Raw genomic sequence first — 18,726 nt, 5'->3', positions numbered from 1 at the left:
TATGGGCTGTTTCCCGAACCCTTTAGGGTAAATGAAAGATGTGACGATCGGCCTCAGCTGTCGCGGAATGCGGCGACAGAGGCGAGCGGCTGTCTTATCATGAACAGATGAGTGAGAAGAACGGGTTTACCGCAGCGGAGGGTGTATCCGTGTCCCCCATCGCAGGTTCTACTGCATCCCCGGTCGAATCCTTCGATGTGCTGGTGATCGGTGCCGGGCCCACAGGCCTTGCATGCGCCATCGAAGCGCAGCGTTCGGGCTTTCGCACGGCGCTGGTGGACAAAGGCTGCCTGTGTAACTCGCTCTTCCACTACCCGGCGCACATGACGTTTTTCACCACGTCGGAGTTGCTCGAAATCGGCAATATCCCGTTCCCGAGCGTGAATGCCAAGCCCACCCGCAATGAGGCGCTTGAGTATTACCGCAAGGTCGCTGACCATTATCAGCTCGACGTGCGTCAATACCGGCATGTGACCGGAGTCAGTGGGCACGACGGGGAGTTTCGTGTGGCCACGCGCGACCAGCACGGCCGCGACAGTGTCTATGAGACGAAGAAGCTCATCGTCGCTACGGGTTATTACGATTTGCCGAACTACATGAAGATTCCCGGCGAAGATCTCGGCAAGGTCTTCCATTATTACGACGATCCTCACCCGTATTACGGACAGGATGTAGTAGTCATCGGGGGGAAGAACTCGGCCGCGATCGCAGCCCTCGAGCTCTGGCGTCATGGAGCGCGGGTTACGCTGGTGCACCGTGGCGCGACCATGCACAAGCATGTGAAGTACTGGATTCTGCCGGACATCGAAAACCGCATCAAGAACGGTGAAATCACAGCCTATTTTGAGAGCCGGGTGACGGAAATCACACCGGACAACATACATCTCGAAACGCCGCGCGGTACGGTGACGCTCGAGAACGATTTCGTGTTTGCGCTTACGGGGTACCATCCCGACTTCGCGTTTCTGCGCGAGCTGGGTGTGAGCCTGGAGGGCAAAGACCTTCTGCCTTTGTGTGACAAAGAGACACTCGAGAGTAATGTTGCGGGCGTATACCTGGCCGGTGTAGTCGTGGCAGGTTCGCGTACCAACGAGATATTTATCGAGAACGGGCGCTTCCATGGTCGGCAGATCGCCGTCGATTTAGAGAGGAAGCTCGCGTCAGGCAGCAGGGAGATGGCGCCGGCGTACTGACGCCGGTTGCTTACCTGCCCGGGCCTGGCGCAGGAAAGGCAAAAGGCAGTAGATGGTTTCATTCAGGCCTCGCACAATCCGTGGCCAGTTAACCGGCGGGCTGGTGATCTTCGAGATCCTGGTCCTGGCCGTCCTGTCGTTGGTCGTCATCAGCGAGCAGCATAAAGAGCTGCAGACGCGCACGGACCAGCGCCTGGAGTACGAGGCATCGCAGATTGCGTTGCAGAGCACGACCATGCTGGAAAGCAGGGCGTTCACCTCGCTCGAGCAGTTTGTCTCACAGATGCGTGGCAGTCCCGGCGTGAGCGCCGTCGTTGTCACGGATCCCACCGGACGGCTGTTGGCCGACGATGGCAGCAGCGAAGTTGCTACCACGCTGACGCCCACCGAGCGCAGCTTCCTGCGCAATCTGGATAAGCCGGCCATCTTCACCGGCGACCGGGGGCACCGCGAGGCGGTAGCCCCGGTGCGCGTTCATGGCGTGCTCCAGGCACTGGTCTGGATTTACCCCGATGACAGCCGGGATAAGGAGCAGTTGCACAGCCTGCTGCGGACGACCCTGCTTTCCGCGCTCTTCGGGATCGCCGGATGCACACTCTTTGCCAGCCTGATGGCCCGGCAGATCGCCCGGCCGCTCGGAGTGCTCACCCGCGCCACGCGCAAGCTGATCCGCAACCCCGAAGACACGACAGCCTTTCCTATTCCCATCTCCGCATCGAACGAAGCCGCCGATCTGACCATGGCTTTCAACCTGATGGTCGCTTCGATCAACGAGCAGCGGGCCGGGTTGAATGACACGCTGGCCCTGCTCGATTCCATGCTCGCGAATGCGCCCATCGGCTTCGCCTTCTTCGACCACCGTCTGCGCATGGTGCGCGTCAACCAGTTCCTCGCGGGTATGAATAACCTGACGATCGGCCGGCACCTCGGCAAGACGCTCGAAGAAGTCTTCACGCCCGGTGCCGCGCAGGCCCTGCGCGCCTCGATCGAACAGGTCTTCGCCGACGGCGAGCCGGTACGCGATCTCGAGGTCACCAACGAAGACCCGGTGCAGGGACGTCTCGCAGCTGAGGCGCGCAGCTGGCTCGCGAACATCTACCCGGTGCGCACCGAGACGCAGACAGTCCGCTGGGTCGGCATGATCCTCGCGGAAACCACCGAGCGGCGCCGCGCGGACGATGCGCTGCGCAAGTCTGAAAAGCTTGCGGCGGCAGGACGCCTGGCGGCTTCCATCGCGCACGAGATCAACAATCCGCTCGAGGCGGTCACCAACCTTCTCTACCTGATTCATCAGTCGCAGCAGGACATCGCTACGCGTGGATATACCGAGCTGGCGCAGGCCGAACTGGCCCGCATCTCGGAGATCACGCAGCAGATGCTGCGTTTCTACAAGCAATCGACCAAGCCGGCGCATGCCGAGGCCTGCGCGCTGCTCGACTCGGTCCTGTCGCTGCATGAGCGCCGCGCCGCTCTGTTGCAGATCGACATCGATCGCCGCTACGAGAACAAGGCACCGCTGTTCTGCTTTACCGGCGAGATGCGCCAGCTCTTCAACAACTTCATCGCTAACGCCATTGATGCCATGACGCCGGGGGGAGGTCGCCTGGTGCTGCGTGTGCGTCGTATCCCGCGTGACTGGAAGACCGGACTGCCCGGCGTCCGCGTCACCTTTGCCGATACCGGCTGCGGCATGAGCGATGAGACCCGGCGGCACATCTTCGAGCCCTTCTTCACCACCAAGGAAGACACCGGGACGGGTCTGGGCCTGTGGGTCAGCGCGGAAATCCTCGCCAAGCATCATGGGCGCCTCTGGCTGAGGAGCCTCGAACGCAATGCCGATCATGGAGGAAGCACCGTGTTTACGGTATTTCTCCCCGAAGGACTTGAGCAGCAGTTGCAGGCCGAAACGCCCGCGCTCTCGGATGCCCAGACGGTTTGAGATAGAGGCCCATGGGAGATGCTGTCATTCCGGCCGCAGCGACCAGAGGGAGCGCAATGGAGGGACCAGCGGTTTTTTCCCAAAGATGCGAATGTGGACGGTGGCTCATGCAAGCCTGAAGTTGGCTTGAGTGGGAACCACAATACCGCCGCTGCGCATCAGCGGATTCCGCAGTCCTCTTAATCAGCGAAGATGAGGGTGCCCCGTCCAAGCTACGCTTGGGCGGGAAGGCACAATCCTCTAATCCAAAGGCTTCAGCGGTAGCGTGTCTGAAATCGCCGGGATATTCCTGCCGCGGCCGCTCGGCGTAAGCCCTTGCAGCGCGCAGGCCGAGGGATGATGGCCGGTCTGGTACTTGGACTGCGTAACGTGGAAGGGATGGAGTCGCATGTAGCGCACGCGCAGCCCGCCAAGGGTCTGCGGAGTCGAGGCCGGAAGCTGGTTCATATCGACCAGGATCAGGATGGCCGGCTCGGTCGGATTGTCGGCGCTCTGCGTGACGCCAACGCCGAAGATGGCCGGATCGGCCAGAAGCGACGGCGCATAGCGGGTGACCAGGCTCTCGGCATTGCTGAGGGCATCGTCGGTCAGGTGCAGCCCAGTGACGGGCGCAGGATGGGTAGGGGCCTGGTCGCGGGTGATCGCGGCCATCGTGGTTGCGACTGGCTGGGTGCGCAGGCCGCCCACCGTCTGGGGAACTTGAACCGGACCACGAGAGGCATCGGTATAAACCACCACCGCCGCATCTCCGGGGCTATCGAGGCTCTTGCCGGCGGCGACGCCGATGACGCCCGCCACCCGGCCAACCAGCGCCTGACCGGAGGTGTCGGCGACAGCTTTAGCCTGGCTGAGTGTGTCCGCCGAGACGGCAAGGCTGTTCCATGGATCGGGCGGCTGAGCCTCATACTGGACACAGGCGACGCTGTGCTGCGTACTGGTGCCGACCACTGAGAAACTGGTTCCCGCCTGGCTGCCGAGTTCTGAAAGGACTTCTCCGATAGGGCTGGCCACGGAAAGACCACTGCCGGAGCCGTCCGTGCCGCTCGAAAAGAGCAGGCCAACAGGCTGTGCATTGGCCGAATCCACCACCAGCGCGCCGGAGTCGCCGCTATCGGAAAAGCGGTCGCCGGAAATGCCGATCTGGCCGGTAAATGTCTTGGTGGTATACGGCTGGGTCTCAGCGCAGTCCTTGTAGTAATCGATCTGCACGCTGAGGTCGACAGCTTGCACCGTGGAACAGGTAAGGCCCGTCGTGCGCCCGCTCTTTACCAGCCGGATGTCCGCGAGCTTTGTCGCGTCGAGGGCTTCGCCCGTGCCCGCAACCGGCGGTGCGGAGCCGATGTCCGAGGTATTGCCGGGAGCCGTAGGTTCGAGTTGCAGAATGCTGCCGGAAGGATCGACTGAGCCCGGTGTGACCGCGGCCAACGCCGCGTCCACATTGCTTTGGCGGCTGGAGAGGGGCACCGAGTACCGCAGCGTACCTACTTGGCGGATATTGCCGGAAGCGCGGTCGAGCGGCACGCAGCCGTTATCGATAAGTCCTGGCGCATCAATAGTATCGCCATTCTGCGCCTGGTCGGATTCGGCAAGCACGTGGTTATTGCTCAGTATGTACTGCGAGCCGGAGGTGTCCTGCACCAGCGCGCCAAGGGTGCCGCCGCAGCAGTTCGCTATATAAGGATTGCCGGACTTGTCCTGATAGGTGTCGTAATCGTTGTCGTTGCCGCCGGAAGATCCAAGTGAAATCGGACCGTTCTGCACCGTCTGGTTTACGGATGGCGTGGTGTTCCAGCCATTGTTGTTCACCAGGATGCGCAGCGGCGTGGCTACACGAATATTGTTCACTGACGCGGTCAGGGTCACCGTCTCGGACGCAGCTATGCTGCCGGGCGCGGTGTAGGTGATCTTGCACGTCGTGTACTGGTCGAGCGAGTGCGAACAGGTCTGGCTGGAGAGGGTGCCGCGGTCTGCGCTCGACGCGCCCCCGCCAAGCGACCACTGGACGGAGCCGTCGCTTACTTCGGCGATCTCGGCTGTGATTTCGACATCGTGGCCCGGCGTTAGCGCCGCATTTTCAGGCAGTAGGGACTGCACAAACCCCGGACTCACCGTAATCAGCTCGCTGGCCTGGGCGGTGGGGTTTGATTTGAGCGTCGCCAGGACGCGTATCCCGACGGTATCGTGCGCCAGGGCGCTGGGCGGAGTATAAAGACCGTTTTTATCGATGCGCCCTTCGCCCAGGGATGCAGGGTTTTCCCCCTCTGCTATCGACCAGGTAACCGGCGCGGCATCCCCGTTTGGCAGCAGGGCCGTGAATTGCACCTGCCCGGTGGTGCTGGTGGCTGACGAGGACGCTTCAATGCTGAAAGCGCCGCCATTTGCGCCATTAAACTGTCCCACGCCGCAACCGGCCATGGCCATGAAAAGTGGCGGCAGGGCGAAAGCGAGGCGTTTGCGGGCAGGCGTGGGCATGAGTCGTACGGCTGGGCAGAGGGAGGAAATCTGGTCCTAGCCGTATTTTAGACGGGAGTTACGAGCAGAAATGTAACAATTGGAAACGCAATCATCCATCAAAATTGCGTCTGGGGAACGCTGTCTCCAGATTGGGAAGAGGGGTTTCTCAGGCTGCCGTGGAATTGCTCTTGCCGCGAGTCAAAAGCACCGGCCCCGCAGGCACCGCTACGCCCGGAGCGGCCTTAAGCGCCTTCATCCGGCGAATTTCCCGCCCCGTAAGCGGGCGCATGGTCACCGGCGAGTACGGCACATGGATACCGCAATTCAGGCAAACCATATAGCACTGGTCTTCAAGGCTGAAAGGGCGGCTCAGACGCTCATGGGCACAGCCGAAGACGATGGCACTGAAGAAGTTAACGGTGTTGCGGATTGCATTCATGGAAATTGGCCTCCCCGGCGGTGACACTGCGGGAGGCTCCAGCCGTGGCCGGAGCCGTAACAGATGGGGGTAAACCGCGTGTCCCATAAGATGCCCGCTTTCTCGCGCCTGCAAGGTCAAAAACAGTGCGCCGGGTGTGGAAAACCTACCGGCTGATTACGATTTTCCCGAAATGGCTCGCGCTCTGCATGACCGAAAGGGCCGCCGGAGCTTTTTCAAAGGGAAATACCTCATCGACCACCGGCTTCAGACGGTGCAGGGTGATCGCCCGGTTCATCTCCTCGAAGTCTGTCCGCGATCCGACATAGATGCCCTGCAGTCGTACCTGCTTATGGAGCATGGGGCCGATCTGCACCGGCTCTGCCGACTGGCTGAGGATGCCGATCTGGGCGATATGACCGCCTACGCGCACCGCCTTGAGCGATTGTGCGAATGTGCCGGCTCCGCCCACCTCGACGATCAGGTCTGCGCCCTGGCCGCTGGTCTGCTCCAGCACCCACTTGGCCCAGTCTTCCTGTTTGCGGTAATTCACGCCTTTGTCGAGGCCGAACTGCTTTGCCCGCGCCAGCTTCTCGTCGCTGCCGGAGGTGCCCAGCACACGTGCGCCCAGCAGCTTCGCAAACTGCAGCGCAAAGATAGAAACGCCGCCCGTCCCCTGGATCACGACCGTATCCCCGGCTTTGACCTGCCCTGCATGAACCACCGCATTCCACGCGGTGACGGCCGCGCAGGGCAGCGTCGCCGCCTCTTCCCAGGAAAGGTGTTCCGGCACGCTGACCAGGCCATTCTGGTCGAGAACCACCGATTCGGCAAGCATGCCGTCGATATCGCCGCCGAGTGCGCCCTTTTGCTTTGCGGCGCTGGCCGGGCCATCGATCCAGTTCTGCATGAAGATACCCGCAGCGCGGTCGCCGGCCTTGAAGCGGGTCACGCCTTCGCCGACTGCGATGACCTCTCCCGTCCCGTCCGAACAGGGGATCCGGGGCATCGCCAGCTTCGGGTTGTAATGGCCGAGCACGATCATCAGATCGCGGTAGTTGAGCGAAACAGCCCGGATGCGGACGGCAACCTGGCCCGGTCCGGGTGTAGGCTCCGGACGCTCAGTAAGCTGCAGATGATCGATGCCGAAGGCGGGGATTTGCCAGATTTTCATAGAAACTCCATTCCGAATGGACATTCTTTTCAGGCTAGAGATGCGTCACTATTCGCCGCGGATGCGGTTCCGGGCGGTAGCATAAAGACATGGCGCGAGGATGGGAAAGCAAATCGGTAGAGGAACAGGTGGCGGAGAAAGCGACCGTCGATCCTGTGAAGTCCAAGAGTGAACAGGTAGCGGCCGAGGCTCACCGCAAGCGTCAGCAGCAGGAACTGGAGCTGCAGCGTGAACGGATTCTCGACCAGCGGACATCGAGCCCGCATCGAAGGGCGGCTCTCGAAGCCGCGCTGGCGGAGATCGAAGCGAAGCTCAAGCAGCTATCGTAACCGCCGTTGTCACGATTTCTCCGGGCAGGAACCTATGTGCCCGGAGATTCGTAACGTCTTTGGTTGCGATTAGCGTGTGCCAACCTGCTGCTTGCGGTTAAAAAGCAGGGAATTGGCCTGGTCGATGGAAGTCATGAGCACGCGTGCGATATTCACGTGCGCGGGGCGCGCTGCCGTCCAGACGATGGTCTCGGCGACATCCTCCGGGGTGAGCGGCGTCACGTCCTGGTAGACCTTCGCCGCTCGTTCAGAGTCGCCGCGAAAGCGGGTAAGGCTGAAATCGGTCTCGACCATCCCGGGGTCGACCGTGGTCACGCGGACCGCGGTGCCCAGCAGATCCTGGCGCAGTCCGTCGTTGATCGCGCGTTCGGCTGCCTTGCTGGCGCAGTAGACCGCGCCGCCGGGATAGGTCTGCTCGCCGGCCGTCGATCCCAGGTTGATGATGTGGCCCGAATTGCGCTCCACCATGCCGGGGACAACCGCGCGCGTCACGTAAAGCAGTCCCTTTACATTGGTGTCGATCATCTCTTCCCAGTCATCGATCTTCGCCTCGTACACCTTGTCGACGCCACGGCTGAGGCCGGCGTTGTTCACCAGCACATCGATCGTCTTCCATTCCGTGGGGAGTGCCTCGATCGCCGAGGCGACTGTCGCGCGCTCACGTACATCGAGCACCAGCGTGTGCACCGCGATGGCGCCGGCTTCCTTCAATTCGGCGGCAAGCGATGCAAGCTTCTCGTGACGGCGGGCGGCGATGAGCAGGCGTGCGCCCTCACGCGCAAAGGCAAACGCGGTAGCTGCGCCAATGCCCGCGCTGGCCCCGGTGATAAAGACAGTTTTCCCGTTCAGGTTTCCCATGGATATATCGTAAGCCTCGGTAGGTGAAGTAGGTTTAGCCCTGCGGGCCGGTCGTTTCACGGACAAACCGATAGTATCCGGCGGCCCAGTCGGCATCCTGCATATCTGCATCGATGGCGCGGCGGAAGTTGGCCGCAAAGGAATCGGCCAGCGGCGTAGTCACGCCCGCGTGTTCTGCTGCCTCGCGAAAGAGACGTGTGTCTTTCTCCCCCAGCGCGATGGTAGCCGCTGCTTCCGCAGGCGGATGCAGCATCACCTTGCTGTAGTTCGCGTAAAACGTCGACTGAAACAACGCGTTGTTCACCGTTTCGAGGAAGATGCCGGGATCGATCGCATTTGCTTCGGCGTAGGTCATGGCCTCGGACAGAGAGGCGATCATCGCCGTAATGAGAAAATTGCCGCCAAGCTTCAGTGCATGCGCGCTCGCAGGATCTTCTCCGATCACCGTTACCCCGCGACTGAATGTTTCGACAAGCGGCTTCGCTGTGGCAACGTGTTCAGGCAATCCGGCGAGAACGGTCCAGAGTCGGCCTTCTTCCGCAAAGTTAGGCCGTCCGAAAACCGGCGAACCTACATACCCCTGACTATGCGCTGCGTGCGCGACTGTGAGCCGCTGCGAGAGCGCCACGCTGATGGTGCTGAGGGCGATATGCACCGCGCCTGCGGGCAGGGCTTCGAGCAGCTTTGCCTGGTCGATCAGGTGGGTGAGTGCGGTGTCATCCGTGACCATGGTGAAGACGGCCTCGGCCTCGCGCACCGCATCGGCGGGCGTCTCGGCCAATGTGGCCCCCGCGGCGACAACAGGCTGCGCGCGTTCCGCCGTGCGATTCCAGACGGTGAGCGTGTGTCCGGCGCGTAGAAGATGAAGGGCGATGGGCGTCCCCATGCGGCCGAGGCCAAGGAAAGCAATGCGCATGCGTGCTCCAGCAAAAAAGGTATGCCTGTTTGGATGATGGCACTCCGTTCGGCGACGCAGTGCGGGCAAAAGAAAGGCCGCCCCTGCGGGCGGCCTTTCTGCAGTTGTTGAGGTTAACCTAACGCTGCGGCTCGTTCGAGACGCCGGTAGGATTCTGGGGCTGCTGCGGTTGTTGTTGCTGCTGTTGAGGCTGTGCCTGCGGCTGAGTATTGTCGCTGCCCGGAGTTGGCGCGGCCTGCTGTACGCCGATCGCATTACCCGAGACGACCAGCTGCACGCGGCGGTTCTGTGCGCGGCCAGACGCCGTGGAGTTATCAGCCACCGGATTCGTCTTGCCATAGCCAGTGGCGCTGATGTTGCCCTGCTGCACGCCCTGGCTCACGAGATAATCGCGAACCGCATCGGCGCGCTGCTCGGAAAGCTTTTGGTTGTACTCATCCGAGCCAACATTGTCGGTGTAGCCTTCCACCTGCAGCGTAAGGCCGGGGTAGGAGAGCAGGATACCTGAGACCTTCGCCAGCTTCTCGCGTGCTTCAGGCTTGAGTGTGTACTTGCCGAAATCGAAGAGTACGTCGGACATGTTAACGATCAGGCCGCGCGCAGTTTCCTTGGTCTGGAGAACCGCATTCAGCTGATCCTTCAGGCGCTCACGCATCTGTTCGGTCTGGTCGTTGGCCTGCTGGGCCTGGTGCTGCGCAGCTTCCTGCTCGGCCTTGGCCTTTTCAGCGGCGGCTTCCGCCTGTGCGGCGCGAGCCTCGGCCTCAGCCTGCTGCGCTGCCGCCTGTTGTGCCGCCAGCGCGCTCTGTGCAGCCTGCTCCTTGGCATGTTCAGCATCCTGGCGATGCTGCTCATCCTCTTCCGCCTTCATCTTGCGGATCGACATCAGGCGAGCATCTTCCGCGGCCTGTACTGCCTCGCGGGCGTAGGTGATGGTCTGCTTCTGGTCCTTCTTGTGCTCGTCGAAGTCCTGCGCGTTCTGCAGATCCTGCTTGGCCGTAGCGATCGTATCCGGCGCATACTTATCCGCGCCCTGAGCCTCTGCGATCTGCACGGCATTCACGGCTTCATACAGTTCGAGTGGCGAACGGTCATTGCGCGTAATGGGATGAATTACGCTGTGCTGGCCGGCAGTCTGCGTGTAAGCGCCGCGCGGCAGCAGGGAATAATGTGCGTTCACCTGCTCGAGGATGCCCTGCGTCTTGTTCGGCAGTACAAAATTTTGCATCACGACGACATCACTCGGCATGGTGACGGCGTAATACGGTTCAGCCGTGATGATGAGGCCATAGGCCTGCAGATCGGTCGTGACGGTGATCTCACTCTTCGATCCCTGGGGAAGCACTTCGCCAAGATTCACCGGACGGCCTTCCGGCGTGATCGCCCACAGCACATAGGTCAGGTACTCCACGCCGAAGCTGTTCGCGGGGACAAGCCCCTCGAACTTCGCGTCGATGACCATGCGCCCGCGGCGGCTTTCCACTTCCGCCGACCCCTTGCCCTGCGCCATCAGACTCGTGCCTTCGAAGCCAATCTTCGTGGAACCGCTGCGATGGAAATAGTTAATGGCCGGGATGTCGCGTCCCACCACGGTGACCTTGTACACAGGGACGCCATTTTCAATGTGCGCCTGCGGCTGGTCCTTCTGCTGTTGCGATTGCGGCCATTGCATGGTGGAGGTGGGGTTGGCTTCCTGAGCGCCGGCCAGAGTGGCGGCGCAGCTGAGAACTGCCAGAGAGAGTGCGTATTTCATCGTCTATCTCTTCCTCGATCCGTCGATGCGGATCCATCTTTCTGCTGCGCCAAGACTGCGCAGGAAATCGCCGCACAATGCGTGAAGCGACGACGGCATGGGGAGCTCCGAGATCAGCCGTTCGCTAGAGATGGATGCAGGGAAGAGAGGCCGGGATTGCCCGGGCGATCAGCCAGAAGGATGGACTGGCTGATCGTCACAACGGAACTGAGACAGATAGAAAAAAGAACAGCGAAAGTTACGCTTGCGGGGCAACCAAACGGTGCGCGATGGCAAACATCGCCAACTCGAGACGCGTGGACACACCTGTCTTGTCGAAGATGTTCGAGAGGTGCCGCTTCACCGTCTCCTCGCTGAGCGTGAACTGCTTGGCGATATCACGGTTGCTGCAGCCTTCCACGATGCAGCCGACAACATCCATCTCGCGCGGCGTCAGACCGAAGGTCTTGCGCTCCGGAACGGCAGCCTGCTTGGTGAGGTCGTGCAGCGCCTGGACAAGGTTCACTACGCGCTTGCCGCCGATCCAGTAGTCGCCGGAGACGACGGTACGGATGGCGCTGGTGAGATGGTCGGTAAGCGCATCCTTGAGCACGATGCCGCGCGCGCCGATCTGCAGCGCCTCGATAATCTGCTGCGGCGTGACCGTGCTGGTTAGCAGAATGATCTTCACCGTCGGCGATCCGTTCATGATCGCGCGCATCGCCTCGAGTCCGGGCAGGCGCGGCATGTTCAGGTCGAGCAGGAGAATGTCTGGAAGCGTTTCGAGCGTCTGCGTGATGGCCTCATCGCCATCGCCCGCCTCGCCTACGACGTCGAAGCCCTCGTCGGACTGCAACATGTTGCGTACGCCAATGCGAACAACCGGATGATCATCCGCAAGCACGATACGGATATTGGACAGGATGGGTCGGCCGGCGACAGGAGAGAGTTTGGTGGGAGAGGTCCGGGCAGTCATAGTGTCACTCTAGTTAATAAGGATGAACTTTTGTCATCAGGATACGCTCCAGCTGGTCACAGCTGAACAACAATTTATTTATCAAATCAGGTACATCCGCAGGAGAATATCGTCCTGCCTCAAGAAAAGCAGCCGTAGCGGCGGTCTGCGCGGCGCCGACCATGGCGGCTCCGCCTTTGACCGTATGCGCAATCTGGCGCAGCCGTGACTCGTCTTCCCCGGCGGCTTCCAGCATGAGCCGGGAGCGCAGCCGGGTGTCCTTGAGACACACTTCATATACTTCGGCAAGAGCTGGCGCCGGCATCATCGAGGACAGCTTCTGATAGGTGTTTTCGTCCAGGATCGCCAGCTGCAGTGGCTCATCCTGACGGTTGGCTGCGGCAGGCTGGAGCGGCAGCCGAGAATTCTCGATGACGTTCTGAAGTCCCTCCAGATTGAGCGGTTTGGATACGAAGCCGTGATAGCCGGAGCTGTCTCCCGGTGAGGCACTCATCGCGATCAGTGTGGCCTCCGGCAGAAGGGTATGCAACGCCAGAGCGAGCTCCCGTCCGCACAGACCGGGCATCTGGAGGTCGGTGAGGACGATGTCGGGTGCAGCGGCAGGGAGAGTGTCCGCGGCCAGGCGAAGCGCCGCTTCGCCGCTGTCGGCGGGGAGAACGGTGAATCCGGCAGAAGATAACTGCATGCTGACGAGAGAAAGGCTGATCTCGTCATCGTCGATAAGAAGCACGGACTTCGATGCAAGCGAGGGAGTATCGATCATGATCTGCAGTAACAGGCTGGGGAGGATTTTGGGGGGAGGCGCCTGTAACCACGGTCACTGAGATGCAAAAAATTGCCCGCGAGTTTCGTGGCGTTTCTCGTCCTCATTCATTTGTCATTCTCGGCCCATTCATCTGGCATTTGCATTTCGTTCTTATCCTCTGCACCATGCGGAAAAACAGACGGATTGCAGTACTTTTTGGGATTGGCCTCCTTATGTTGTTGATTTCCGGAGGGAACCTGTTCGCTCAATACGATAATGGCAGCCTGGTCGGCACCATTCATGACTCCAGCGGCGCGGCAATTCCGAACGCTTCGGTCAGCGTATTGAACACAGGAACCAATATCGCCAGCAATGTCACGACCAACGGCAGCGGCGATTACGATGTACCCTCCCTTCGCGTAGGAACCTACAAGATCACGGCCACCGCCCAGGGCTTTGCAACCGCGGTTGCGGAAAATATCCAGATCTCGGTGGGGAACCGCCAGCGCATCGACCTGACACTACAGGCCGGCGCCGCCCAAACCACAGTGGAAGTGAATGGCGTTGCCCTCCAGCTCGAAACCGAATCGAGCCAGCGCGGCCAGACCATCACCAACTACCAGAGCGAAGCCCTTCCGCTGGTAACCCGCAACTACTCCGACCTGCTGGGCCTGGTGACCGGCTCGCGTCAGGCGCCCACGGCGGCGACGACCAGCTCGATCAACAGCCTAGTCCGCCAGGGCTCCTATAACGTCAACGGCCAGCGCAGCATGTTCAACAACTTCCTGCTGGACGGCATGGACAACAACGCCTACGGCGAGAGCAACCAGGGCTTCGATAACCAGATCATCGCCATCCCGCCCGATTCGGTCGCACAGTTCAATGTGGTCACCAACAATGAGAGCGCGGAGTATGGCCGTTCGTCGGGCGCGACCATCAACGTGGCCTCATCCAGCGGTACGAATGATTTCCACGCGACACTCTATGAGTTCCTGCGCAACACCGATCTGAACGCCGACGGCTTCTTCAAGCCGAACGTCGTGAGCAACACCGGCACCGCCACCGCCTTCCAGAAGCCGGCCTTCAATCGCAACCAGTTCGGTATGAACTTCGGCGGCCCGATCATCAAGGACAAGCTCTTCTTCTTCCTCGATTACGAGGGTTTCCGGCAGACTTTGACGCCGCTGAGCGTGCTTACGCTGCCCACAAAAGATGAGCTCGCAGGCGACCTGGTGGTTCCGGTCAAAGATCCCCGTTCGGGCATCGTCTATCCGGCGAACACGCCGATTCCGACCTCGGTCTTCGACCCGCTCTCGCTCAAGATCGTCGATAAGTTCGCGGCGCTCTCGCTGCCGCAGTCGGGCCTAGCGACGACCGGTCTCAACTCCAACGATTACGCCGTGCAGGTGCCCTTCAGCGACAACTCCGATAAGGGAGATCTTCGCCTCGACTACCAGCAGGATGCGAAAAACTCCTGGTTCCTGCGCGTCAGCGACCGCAAGGAGACGGGCGTGAACTACCCGTCGATCCCGCTTCCGCTCGATGGCCAGGCGAACGGCACCATCCGCGTGCTCGATCAGCAGGTAGCCCTGGGCTACACGCATCTCTTCGACGCGAACAAGATTGTCGATGCGCGCCTCGGCCTCTCGCGCACCAAGGCCGGCAAGTACACCCTCTCTATCGGCAACAACTCGCTGGGTTACACCATCTCCGGCCTGCCGCAGATTGCCGGCATCTCCGGTGGTCTGCCCTCAATCGGCATCACCGGCTTCACCGCCTTTGGCCGCCAGAGCACCAATCCGCAGTGGCAGGATCCGGCGCTGCTGGATCCGAAGGTGAACTTCACCTGGGTGAAGGGTCAGCATACGCTCAAGTTCGGTTACGAATATGAGCACGTCTGGATGGCGGTGAACGATAACAACCCGCTCTACGGCGGATGGACTTACGGCGGCGCCTACAGTCTCGACGGCACCTCGGCGGTTTCAGATAACTACTGGGCCGACTTCCTCTTCGGCACCACCAGCAACTATCAGCTCGCTAACTATTTCGTCGCGCACCTGCGCCAGACGCTGGACAGCGCCTATGCGCAGGATGACTGGAAGGTTCTTCCTAACCTGACGCTGAATCTGGGCCTTCGCTGGGAGTATGGCTCTCCCTATTCGGAAGAGAACAGCTACATCTCGAACTTCGATCCTGTCTCGCAGACCGTGCTGACCATCACGCCCGGAGCTTCCGGCACAGATGTCACCCCCGTCAGCAAGGGCGGTGTCTACGGCAGGACGCTCGTCAATCCCGACCTGAACGACTTTGCACCGCGTGTGGGCTTCGCCTACGCGGCTACGTCGAAGACGGCGGTTCGCGGCGGCTTCGGCATGTCGTACGTTCACTACACACGCGCCGGCTCGGGCGACATCCTCGCGATCAATGCGCCGCAGGCTCAATTCGCCTCGGTAACGCAGATCAAGCCGACCACCACCAATCAGTGCTCCTCGCCGCTGCCGGCGCAGATCGTCGCCGTGGGTTCAACCTCGCCCAGCTGCTATGCGACGGCCAGCCAGGGCTTTCCTTCCGGCCTGACGACGACCTTCAATCCTTCCACCGACAACATCACCTGGGTGCCGAAGAACACGCGTGACAGCTACGTGGAAGACTACTTCCTCAGCGTGCAGGAGCAGCTGGCAAAGAACACCATCCTCGATATCGCCTACGTCGGCAATCACGGCCTGAAGCTGCAGGGCTTCCTCAACGGCAACCAAAAGAACCCCTCGAACGCCTTTGCTCGCCCCTACGGCAACTGGCCCAGCGATATCACCGAGGCTCTCAACGAATTCTGGTCGAATTACAACGCACTGCAGGTCCGCTATGAGCAGCGCTTCAACGGCGGTCTTACGCTACTCAACTCCTTTACCTGGGAGCACTCGCTCGATAACGCCAGCGCCTCGCTCGAAGGCAACACGCCCTCGCCGCAGGATGCCAACAATATCAAGGCGGATTACGCGCAGTCGGACTACAACCTCCCGATTGAGAACACCACGAGCCTCATCTATGAGCTGCCTTTCGGCCGGGATCGCCGCTGGCTGAACAATGCCAACGGCGCGGTGGATGCGGTGCTCGGCGGATGGCAGGTCAGTCTGATCAATATGGCGCAGGCCGGCACGCCGTTCAACATCACCTACACGCCGAACAGCGCGCAGGCTGTTTCGCAGCAGATCTCAGCGACTTATCGCGGTGCAAATGAATATCGCCCGGACATGGTGCCGCATGCCAAGGTGACACAGGGCCGCAGCTCACGCGCGGCCAATACCGGCTACATCAACTATGTGAACTACAACGCCTTCGTGCTGCCCCCCATCAAGGACGCAGCGGGCAACGTGCTGAGCCCCTTTGGCGATGCTCCGCGCAACCCTGGACGCACGCCGGCCTTCTATGAATCAGACCTCGCGCTCAATAAGAGATTCAGCACGCCAGTCCAGGGGCTGAAGGTCGAATTCCGCTCGGAGTTCTACAACCTCTTCAACCACACCAACCCCTACCTGCCCAGCACCATCAGCGGCACGCAGGGTACAACCGGCGAAACGCTGAGCACAGGTGCCACGGCACCGCTCTCGGCCATCACCGGCGGTGTGCCGACCAGCGGCGGCCAGATCTCGAGCACCTTCGAGCCGCGCATTATCCAGTTCGGACTCAAGGTCATCTATTAGTTCGAACCTGAGTTTGCAGCGCTTTTCCGGGGAGCCCACACAGGGCTCCCTTTTTTCTTGCATGCGTGGCGAGGTAGAGTGGTCGGGATGACTGACGATGCAGATGAGCTGGATGTAGTCGAGCTCCGGCGAGAAGTGGCTGCCTTGCGGGCTCGCGTGGAGAGGCTGGAGCAGCAGGCTCGCGTGGACGCAGTTGCCTCCCGTGAGACAACTCCAGCATCGCCGCCTGCCTTCTCGTCGCCGCCGCAACCGGTCGCGTCGGCCCCGGCTACCGCATGGCAGCATGCCCCTGCGCAAACATCTCCGCCGCCCGGCACGGTCCTGCGTGATATCAGCCGTGCACTGCACGACAACGAAGCTTCGCGCGGCAGCGGTACTTCGCAAGACAGTCGTAGTTCCCTGGAGCGGAAGATCGGTTCCCAGCTTTTCAACCGCATCGGTATCGTTGCCGTGCTCATCGGCGTGGCATGGTTCCTCAAACTGGCTATCGATAACGGCTGGATCGGGCCCGCGGTTCGGGTCATGATTGGTATCGCCGGCGGTATCGGCGTTGCCGGCCTGGCAGAGCGCTTCCGCCGCAAGGGATACCAGGCATTCGCGTACTCGCTGCAGGCCGTAGCCACCGGCGTACTCTACCTCTCGCTGTGGGCCGCATACTCCATCTTTCACCTGATCCCCGGCAGTGTCGCTTTTCTGACGATGGTGCTGGTTACGGCGATGAACGCCTGGCTCAGCTGGCGGCAGAACTCCGAGATCTTGGCGTTTTACGCCGCGGTCGGAGGCTTCCTCACGCCGCTGCTGCTCTCCGCCCATGCCAGCGATGAACTCGCGCTCTTCGGCTACCTGCTGGTGCTCGATGCTTCGGTCGTAGCGCTGCTCGCCGCGCGTCTTCATCAGCGCCCGTGGAGCCGCCTGCTGCTGGCCGCTTTCGCCGGTACTACGTTCTACGCTGTCGGCTGGTACGCCAGCAGCTATGAGGACGAACGCTTTGGCGCCACCCTGTTCTTCGTGCTGGTCTTCTTCCTGATCTTCGCTCTTTCCCCGGCGCTTCTGTTGCGGCAGGCGCGGTCCACCGTGAGCGAAACGCGGCACCCGCTGGAAGAGAGCCTCGCCCTGCGCCTGTTGCCCGTGCTGAATGCGCTGGTTGTCTTCTGCGAGCTCTTCGTGCTCTTCGGCCATCCTCCCTACGCTGGCCTGCGGGAGTGGATCCCTCTGCCGTTTGTGGCTTTCTATCTCGTGTTGCAGCGCCTTAGCGGCGCGCGCGCAGCCACGACGGAGATTGCGCTGGCAGGTGCCTTCGCTACCATCGCTATTCCGATGGAGGCGCATGGCCGCTGGATCACCGTGGGCTGGTTCCTGGAATTCGGTGCACTCACGTGGCTGGCTGCACGGCGCAGGCCGGAGGTTGCAGCCGCATCATCGCTCTCGCGCCCCTTATTTCTGACGGCATCGGGCGTGCTCGTGTTGGCGGTCTTCTCGCTCATCGCTCCGGTGGAAGCCTGGCATCCGCCAGTGCTTGGCCCGCTGCTGCTGAATACCCGCTTCGCCAGTTGGGTGTTGGGCGCCGGCGTCTGTGCGTGGGCTATGCGCCTGGGACTGGCTGCGGCAGCGCGTGAGAAACAAGGTTCGGCAACCGGATACAGCGAAGAGTGGCGCAACTTTGCCGCGGCCAACGGGCTGGTGGCTACAGCACTCCTGCTCATTGCCGTCTGCATGGAGATCCACGCCTACTGGGCGACCGGGAACAGCCCCCTCGGCAACTCGCTCGGGGAGCAGTTCAGCTATTCGGCGTGGTTCATGCTTGCCGGGGCAGCTCTGCTGGCCATGGGATTCTGGCAGAAGTCGGCCTTCCTGCGCTGGCAGGCGCTGGTGCTTCTCTCGCTCAGCATCGCCAAGGTCTTCCTTTTCGATACGCGCCAGCTCGATCAGGGCTACCGCATCCTGAGCTTCCTGGGGCTGGGCGCGCTGCTGCTCGCAGTCAGCTTCGTCTACCAGAAGGATTGGCTGAGCCTGCGCAATACAGGCTCCCGGCACCAATAAAGGGCACCTTTGGATGCCTTCGAACGGTACCTGTCCCGGTAGCAGGCATTACCAGTGGGAGGCCGGAATACCCCGTCCAAACTGCTATGATCGGGGTCAACCGCCTCAGTCGGAGGCCCTCCGCCGGTTCGGCCGGCGTGCAGCTCGCGGTAGGATCTGCTTCCGGCTTTCAGGACGTTCCAACTGGCTGCATCTATCCATGCAGCGCGCTGTGAATCGTATCGTTGCCTGGGCGGACCCTGCGCGTGAGATCA

General features: G+C 61.4%; 13 protein-coding genes. 5 read left to right on the top strand and 8 right to left on the bottom strand.

The window, feature by feature from the left end; genetic code table 11:
- Positions 1 to 107 precede the first annotated feature (107 nt).
- Complete coding sequence (locus QM649_RS14035) at positions 108 to 1,193, top strand: YpdA family putative bacillithiol disulfide reductase (protein ID WP_415199676.1); 1,086 nt, start codon at positions 108 to 110, stop codon at positions 1,191 to 1,193.
- A 52-nt stretch (positions 1,194 to 1,245) separates the two neighbouring features.
- Positions 1,246 to 3,132: an ATP-binding protein gene (locus QM649_RS14030; protein WP_415199675.1), complete on the top strand. Its 1,887-nt coding sequence runs from the start codon at positions 1,246 to 1,248 to the stop codon at positions 3,130 to 3,132.
- A 240-nt stretch (positions 3,133 to 3,372) separates the two neighbouring features.
- Here the strand turns inward: QM649_RS14030 and QM649_RS14025 are convergent, their stop codons facing one another.
- From QM649_RS14025 to QM649_RS14015, 3 genes are all read right to left on the bottom strand, one after another.
- Positions 3,373 to 5,604 carry a hypothetical protein gene (locus QM649_RS14025; RefSeq protein WP_415199674.1) on the bottom strand — a complete coding sequence of 744 codons (2,232 nt, stop codon included), beginning with the start codon at positions 5,602 to 5,604 and terminating at the stop codon, positions 3,373 to 3,375.
- Positions 5,605 to 5,752: 148 nt separating this feature from the next.
- The gene (locus tag QM649_RS14020; protein WP_415199673.1) at positions 5,753 to 6,025 is read right to left on the bottom strand and encodes a hypothetical protein; all 273 of its coding nucleotides are present in this window, start codon (positions 6,023 to 6,025) and stop codon (positions 5,753 to 5,755) included.
- A gap of 145 nt (positions 6,026 to 6,170) precedes the next feature.
- The gene (locus QM649_RS14015) at positions 6,171 to 7,178 is read right to left on the bottom strand and encodes a zinc-dependent alcohol dehydrogenase family protein (RefSeq protein WP_415199672.1); all 1,008 of its coding nucleotides are present in this window, start codon (positions 7,176 to 7,178) and stop codon (positions 6,171 to 6,173) included.
- A gap of 128 nt (positions 7,179 to 7,306) precedes the next feature.
- Between QM649_RS14015 and QM649_RS14010 the strand changes: the two genes are divergently transcribed.
- On the top strand, positions 7,307 to 7,507 hold the full coding sequence (locus tag QM649_RS14010) for a hypothetical protein (RefSeq protein ID WP_415199671.1): 201 nt from the start codon (positions 7,307 to 7,309) through the stop codon (positions 7,505 to 7,507).
- A 69-nt stretch (positions 7,508 to 7,576) separates the two neighbouring features.
- On the opposite strand, the gene QM649_RS14005 is transcribed toward QM649_RS14010, so the two are convergent.
- The 5 genes from QM649_RS14005 to QM649_RS13985 form a co-directional block, all read right to left on the bottom strand.
- Entirely contained in the window at positions 7,577 to 8,365 is a 789-nt protein-coding gene (locus QM649_RS14005) for an SDR family NAD(P)-dependent oxidoreductase (protein WP_415199670.1), read from the bottom strand.
- Between the two features lie 34 nt (positions 8,366 to 8,399).
- On the bottom strand, positions 8,400 to 9,281 hold the full coding sequence (locus tag QM649_RS14000; RefSeq protein WP_415199669.1) for an NAD(P)-dependent oxidoreductase: 882 nt from the start codon (positions 9,279 to 9,281) through the stop codon (positions 8,400 to 8,402).
- Positions 9,282 to 9,399: 118 nt separating this feature from the next.
- On the bottom strand, positions 9,400 to 11,031 hold the full coding sequence (locus QM649_RS13995; RefSeq protein WP_415199668.1) for an OmpA family protein: 1,632 nt from the start codon (positions 11,029 to 11,031) through the stop codon (positions 9,400 to 9,402).
- Positions 11,032 to 11,269: 238 nt separating this feature from the next.
- Positions 11,270 to 11,986 carry a response regulator gene (locus QM649_RS13990; protein ID WP_415199667.1) on the bottom strand — a complete coding sequence of 239 codons (717 nt, stop codon included), beginning with the start codon at positions 11,984 to 11,986 and terminating at the stop codon, positions 11,270 to 11,272.
- Between the two features lie 13 nt (positions 11,987 to 11,999).
- Positions 12,000 to 12,716, bottom strand: coding sequence for a response regulator (locus tag QM649_RS13985; protein WP_415199666.1), 717 nt, complete (start codon positions 12,714 to 12,716; stop codon positions 12,000 to 12,002).
- 248 nt (positions 12,717 to 12,964) lie between these two features.
- Between QM649_RS13985 and QM649_RS13980 the strand changes: the two genes are divergently transcribed.
- Positions 12,965 to 16,432, top strand: coding sequence for a TonB-dependent receptor domain-containing protein (locus QM649_RS13980; RefSeq protein ID WP_415199665.1), 3,468 nt, complete (start codon positions 12,965 to 12,967; stop codon positions 16,430 to 16,432).
- Positions 16,433 to 16,519: 87 nt separating this feature from the next.
- Positions 16,520 to 18,472 carry a DUF2339 domain-containing protein gene (locus QM649_RS13975; protein ID WP_415199664.1) on the top strand — a complete coding sequence of 651 codons (1,953 nt, stop codon included), beginning with the start codon at positions 16,520 to 16,522 and terminating at the stop codon, positions 18,470 to 18,472.
- Positions 18,473 to 18,726 lie beyond the last annotated feature (254 nt).

The organism is Silvibacterium sp., assembly GCF_047605705.1.
Taxonomy (GTDB): domain Bacteria; phylum Acidobacteriota; class Terriglobia; order Terriglobales; family Acidobacteriaceae; genus Silvibacterium.
The sequence above is the reverse complement of the archived record's forward strand: the minus strand, read 5'-3'. Positions and strand labels throughout refer to the sequence as shown.

Bases quoted from the DNA above. Each gene is read 5' to 3' on its own strand.
- QM649_RS14000 (WP_415199669.1), bottom strand. From the start codon at position 9,281: ATGCGCATTGCTTTCCTTGGCCTCGGCCGCATGGGGACGCCCATCGCC.
- QM649_RS14005 (WP_415199670.1), bottom strand. From the start codon at position 8,365: ATGGGAAACCTGAACGGGAAAACTGTCTTTATCACCGGGGCCAGCGCG.
- QM649_RS14030 (WP_415199675.1), top strand. From the start codon at position 1,246: ATGGTTTCATTCAGGCCTCGCACAATCCGTGGCCAGTTAACCGGCGGG.
- QM649_RS13975 (WP_415199664.1), top strand. From the start codon at position 16,520: ATGACTGACGATGCAGATGAGCTGGATGTAGTCGAGCTCCGGCGAGAA.
- QM649_RS14025 (WP_415199674.1), bottom strand. From the start codon at position 5,604: ATGCCCACGCCTGCCCGCAAACGCCTCGCTTTCGCCCTGCCGCCACTT.
- QM649_RS13990 (WP_415199667.1), bottom strand. From the start codon at position 11,986: ATGACTGCCCGGACCTCTCCCACCAAACTCTCTCCTGTCGCCGGCCGA.
- QM649_RS13980 (WP_415199665.1), top strand. From the start codon at position 12,965: ATGTTGTTGATTTCCGGAGGGAACCTGTTCGCTCAATACGATAATGGC.
- QM649_RS14020 (WP_415199673.1), bottom strand. From the start codon at position 6,025: ATGAATGCAATCCGCAACACCGTTAACTTCTTCAGTGCCATCGTCTTC.
- QM649_RS13995 (WP_415199668.1), bottom strand. From the start codon at position 11,031: ATGAAATACGCACTCTCTCTGGCAGTTCTCAGCTGCGCCGCCACTCTG.
- QM649_RS14035 (WP_415199676.1), top strand. From the start codon at position 108: ATGAGTGAGAAGAACGGGTTTACCGCAGCGGAGGGTGTATCCGTGTCC.
- QM649_RS14015 (WP_415199672.1), bottom strand. From the start codon at position 7,178: ATGAAAATCTGGCAAATCCCCGCCTTCGGCATCGATCATCTGCAGCTT.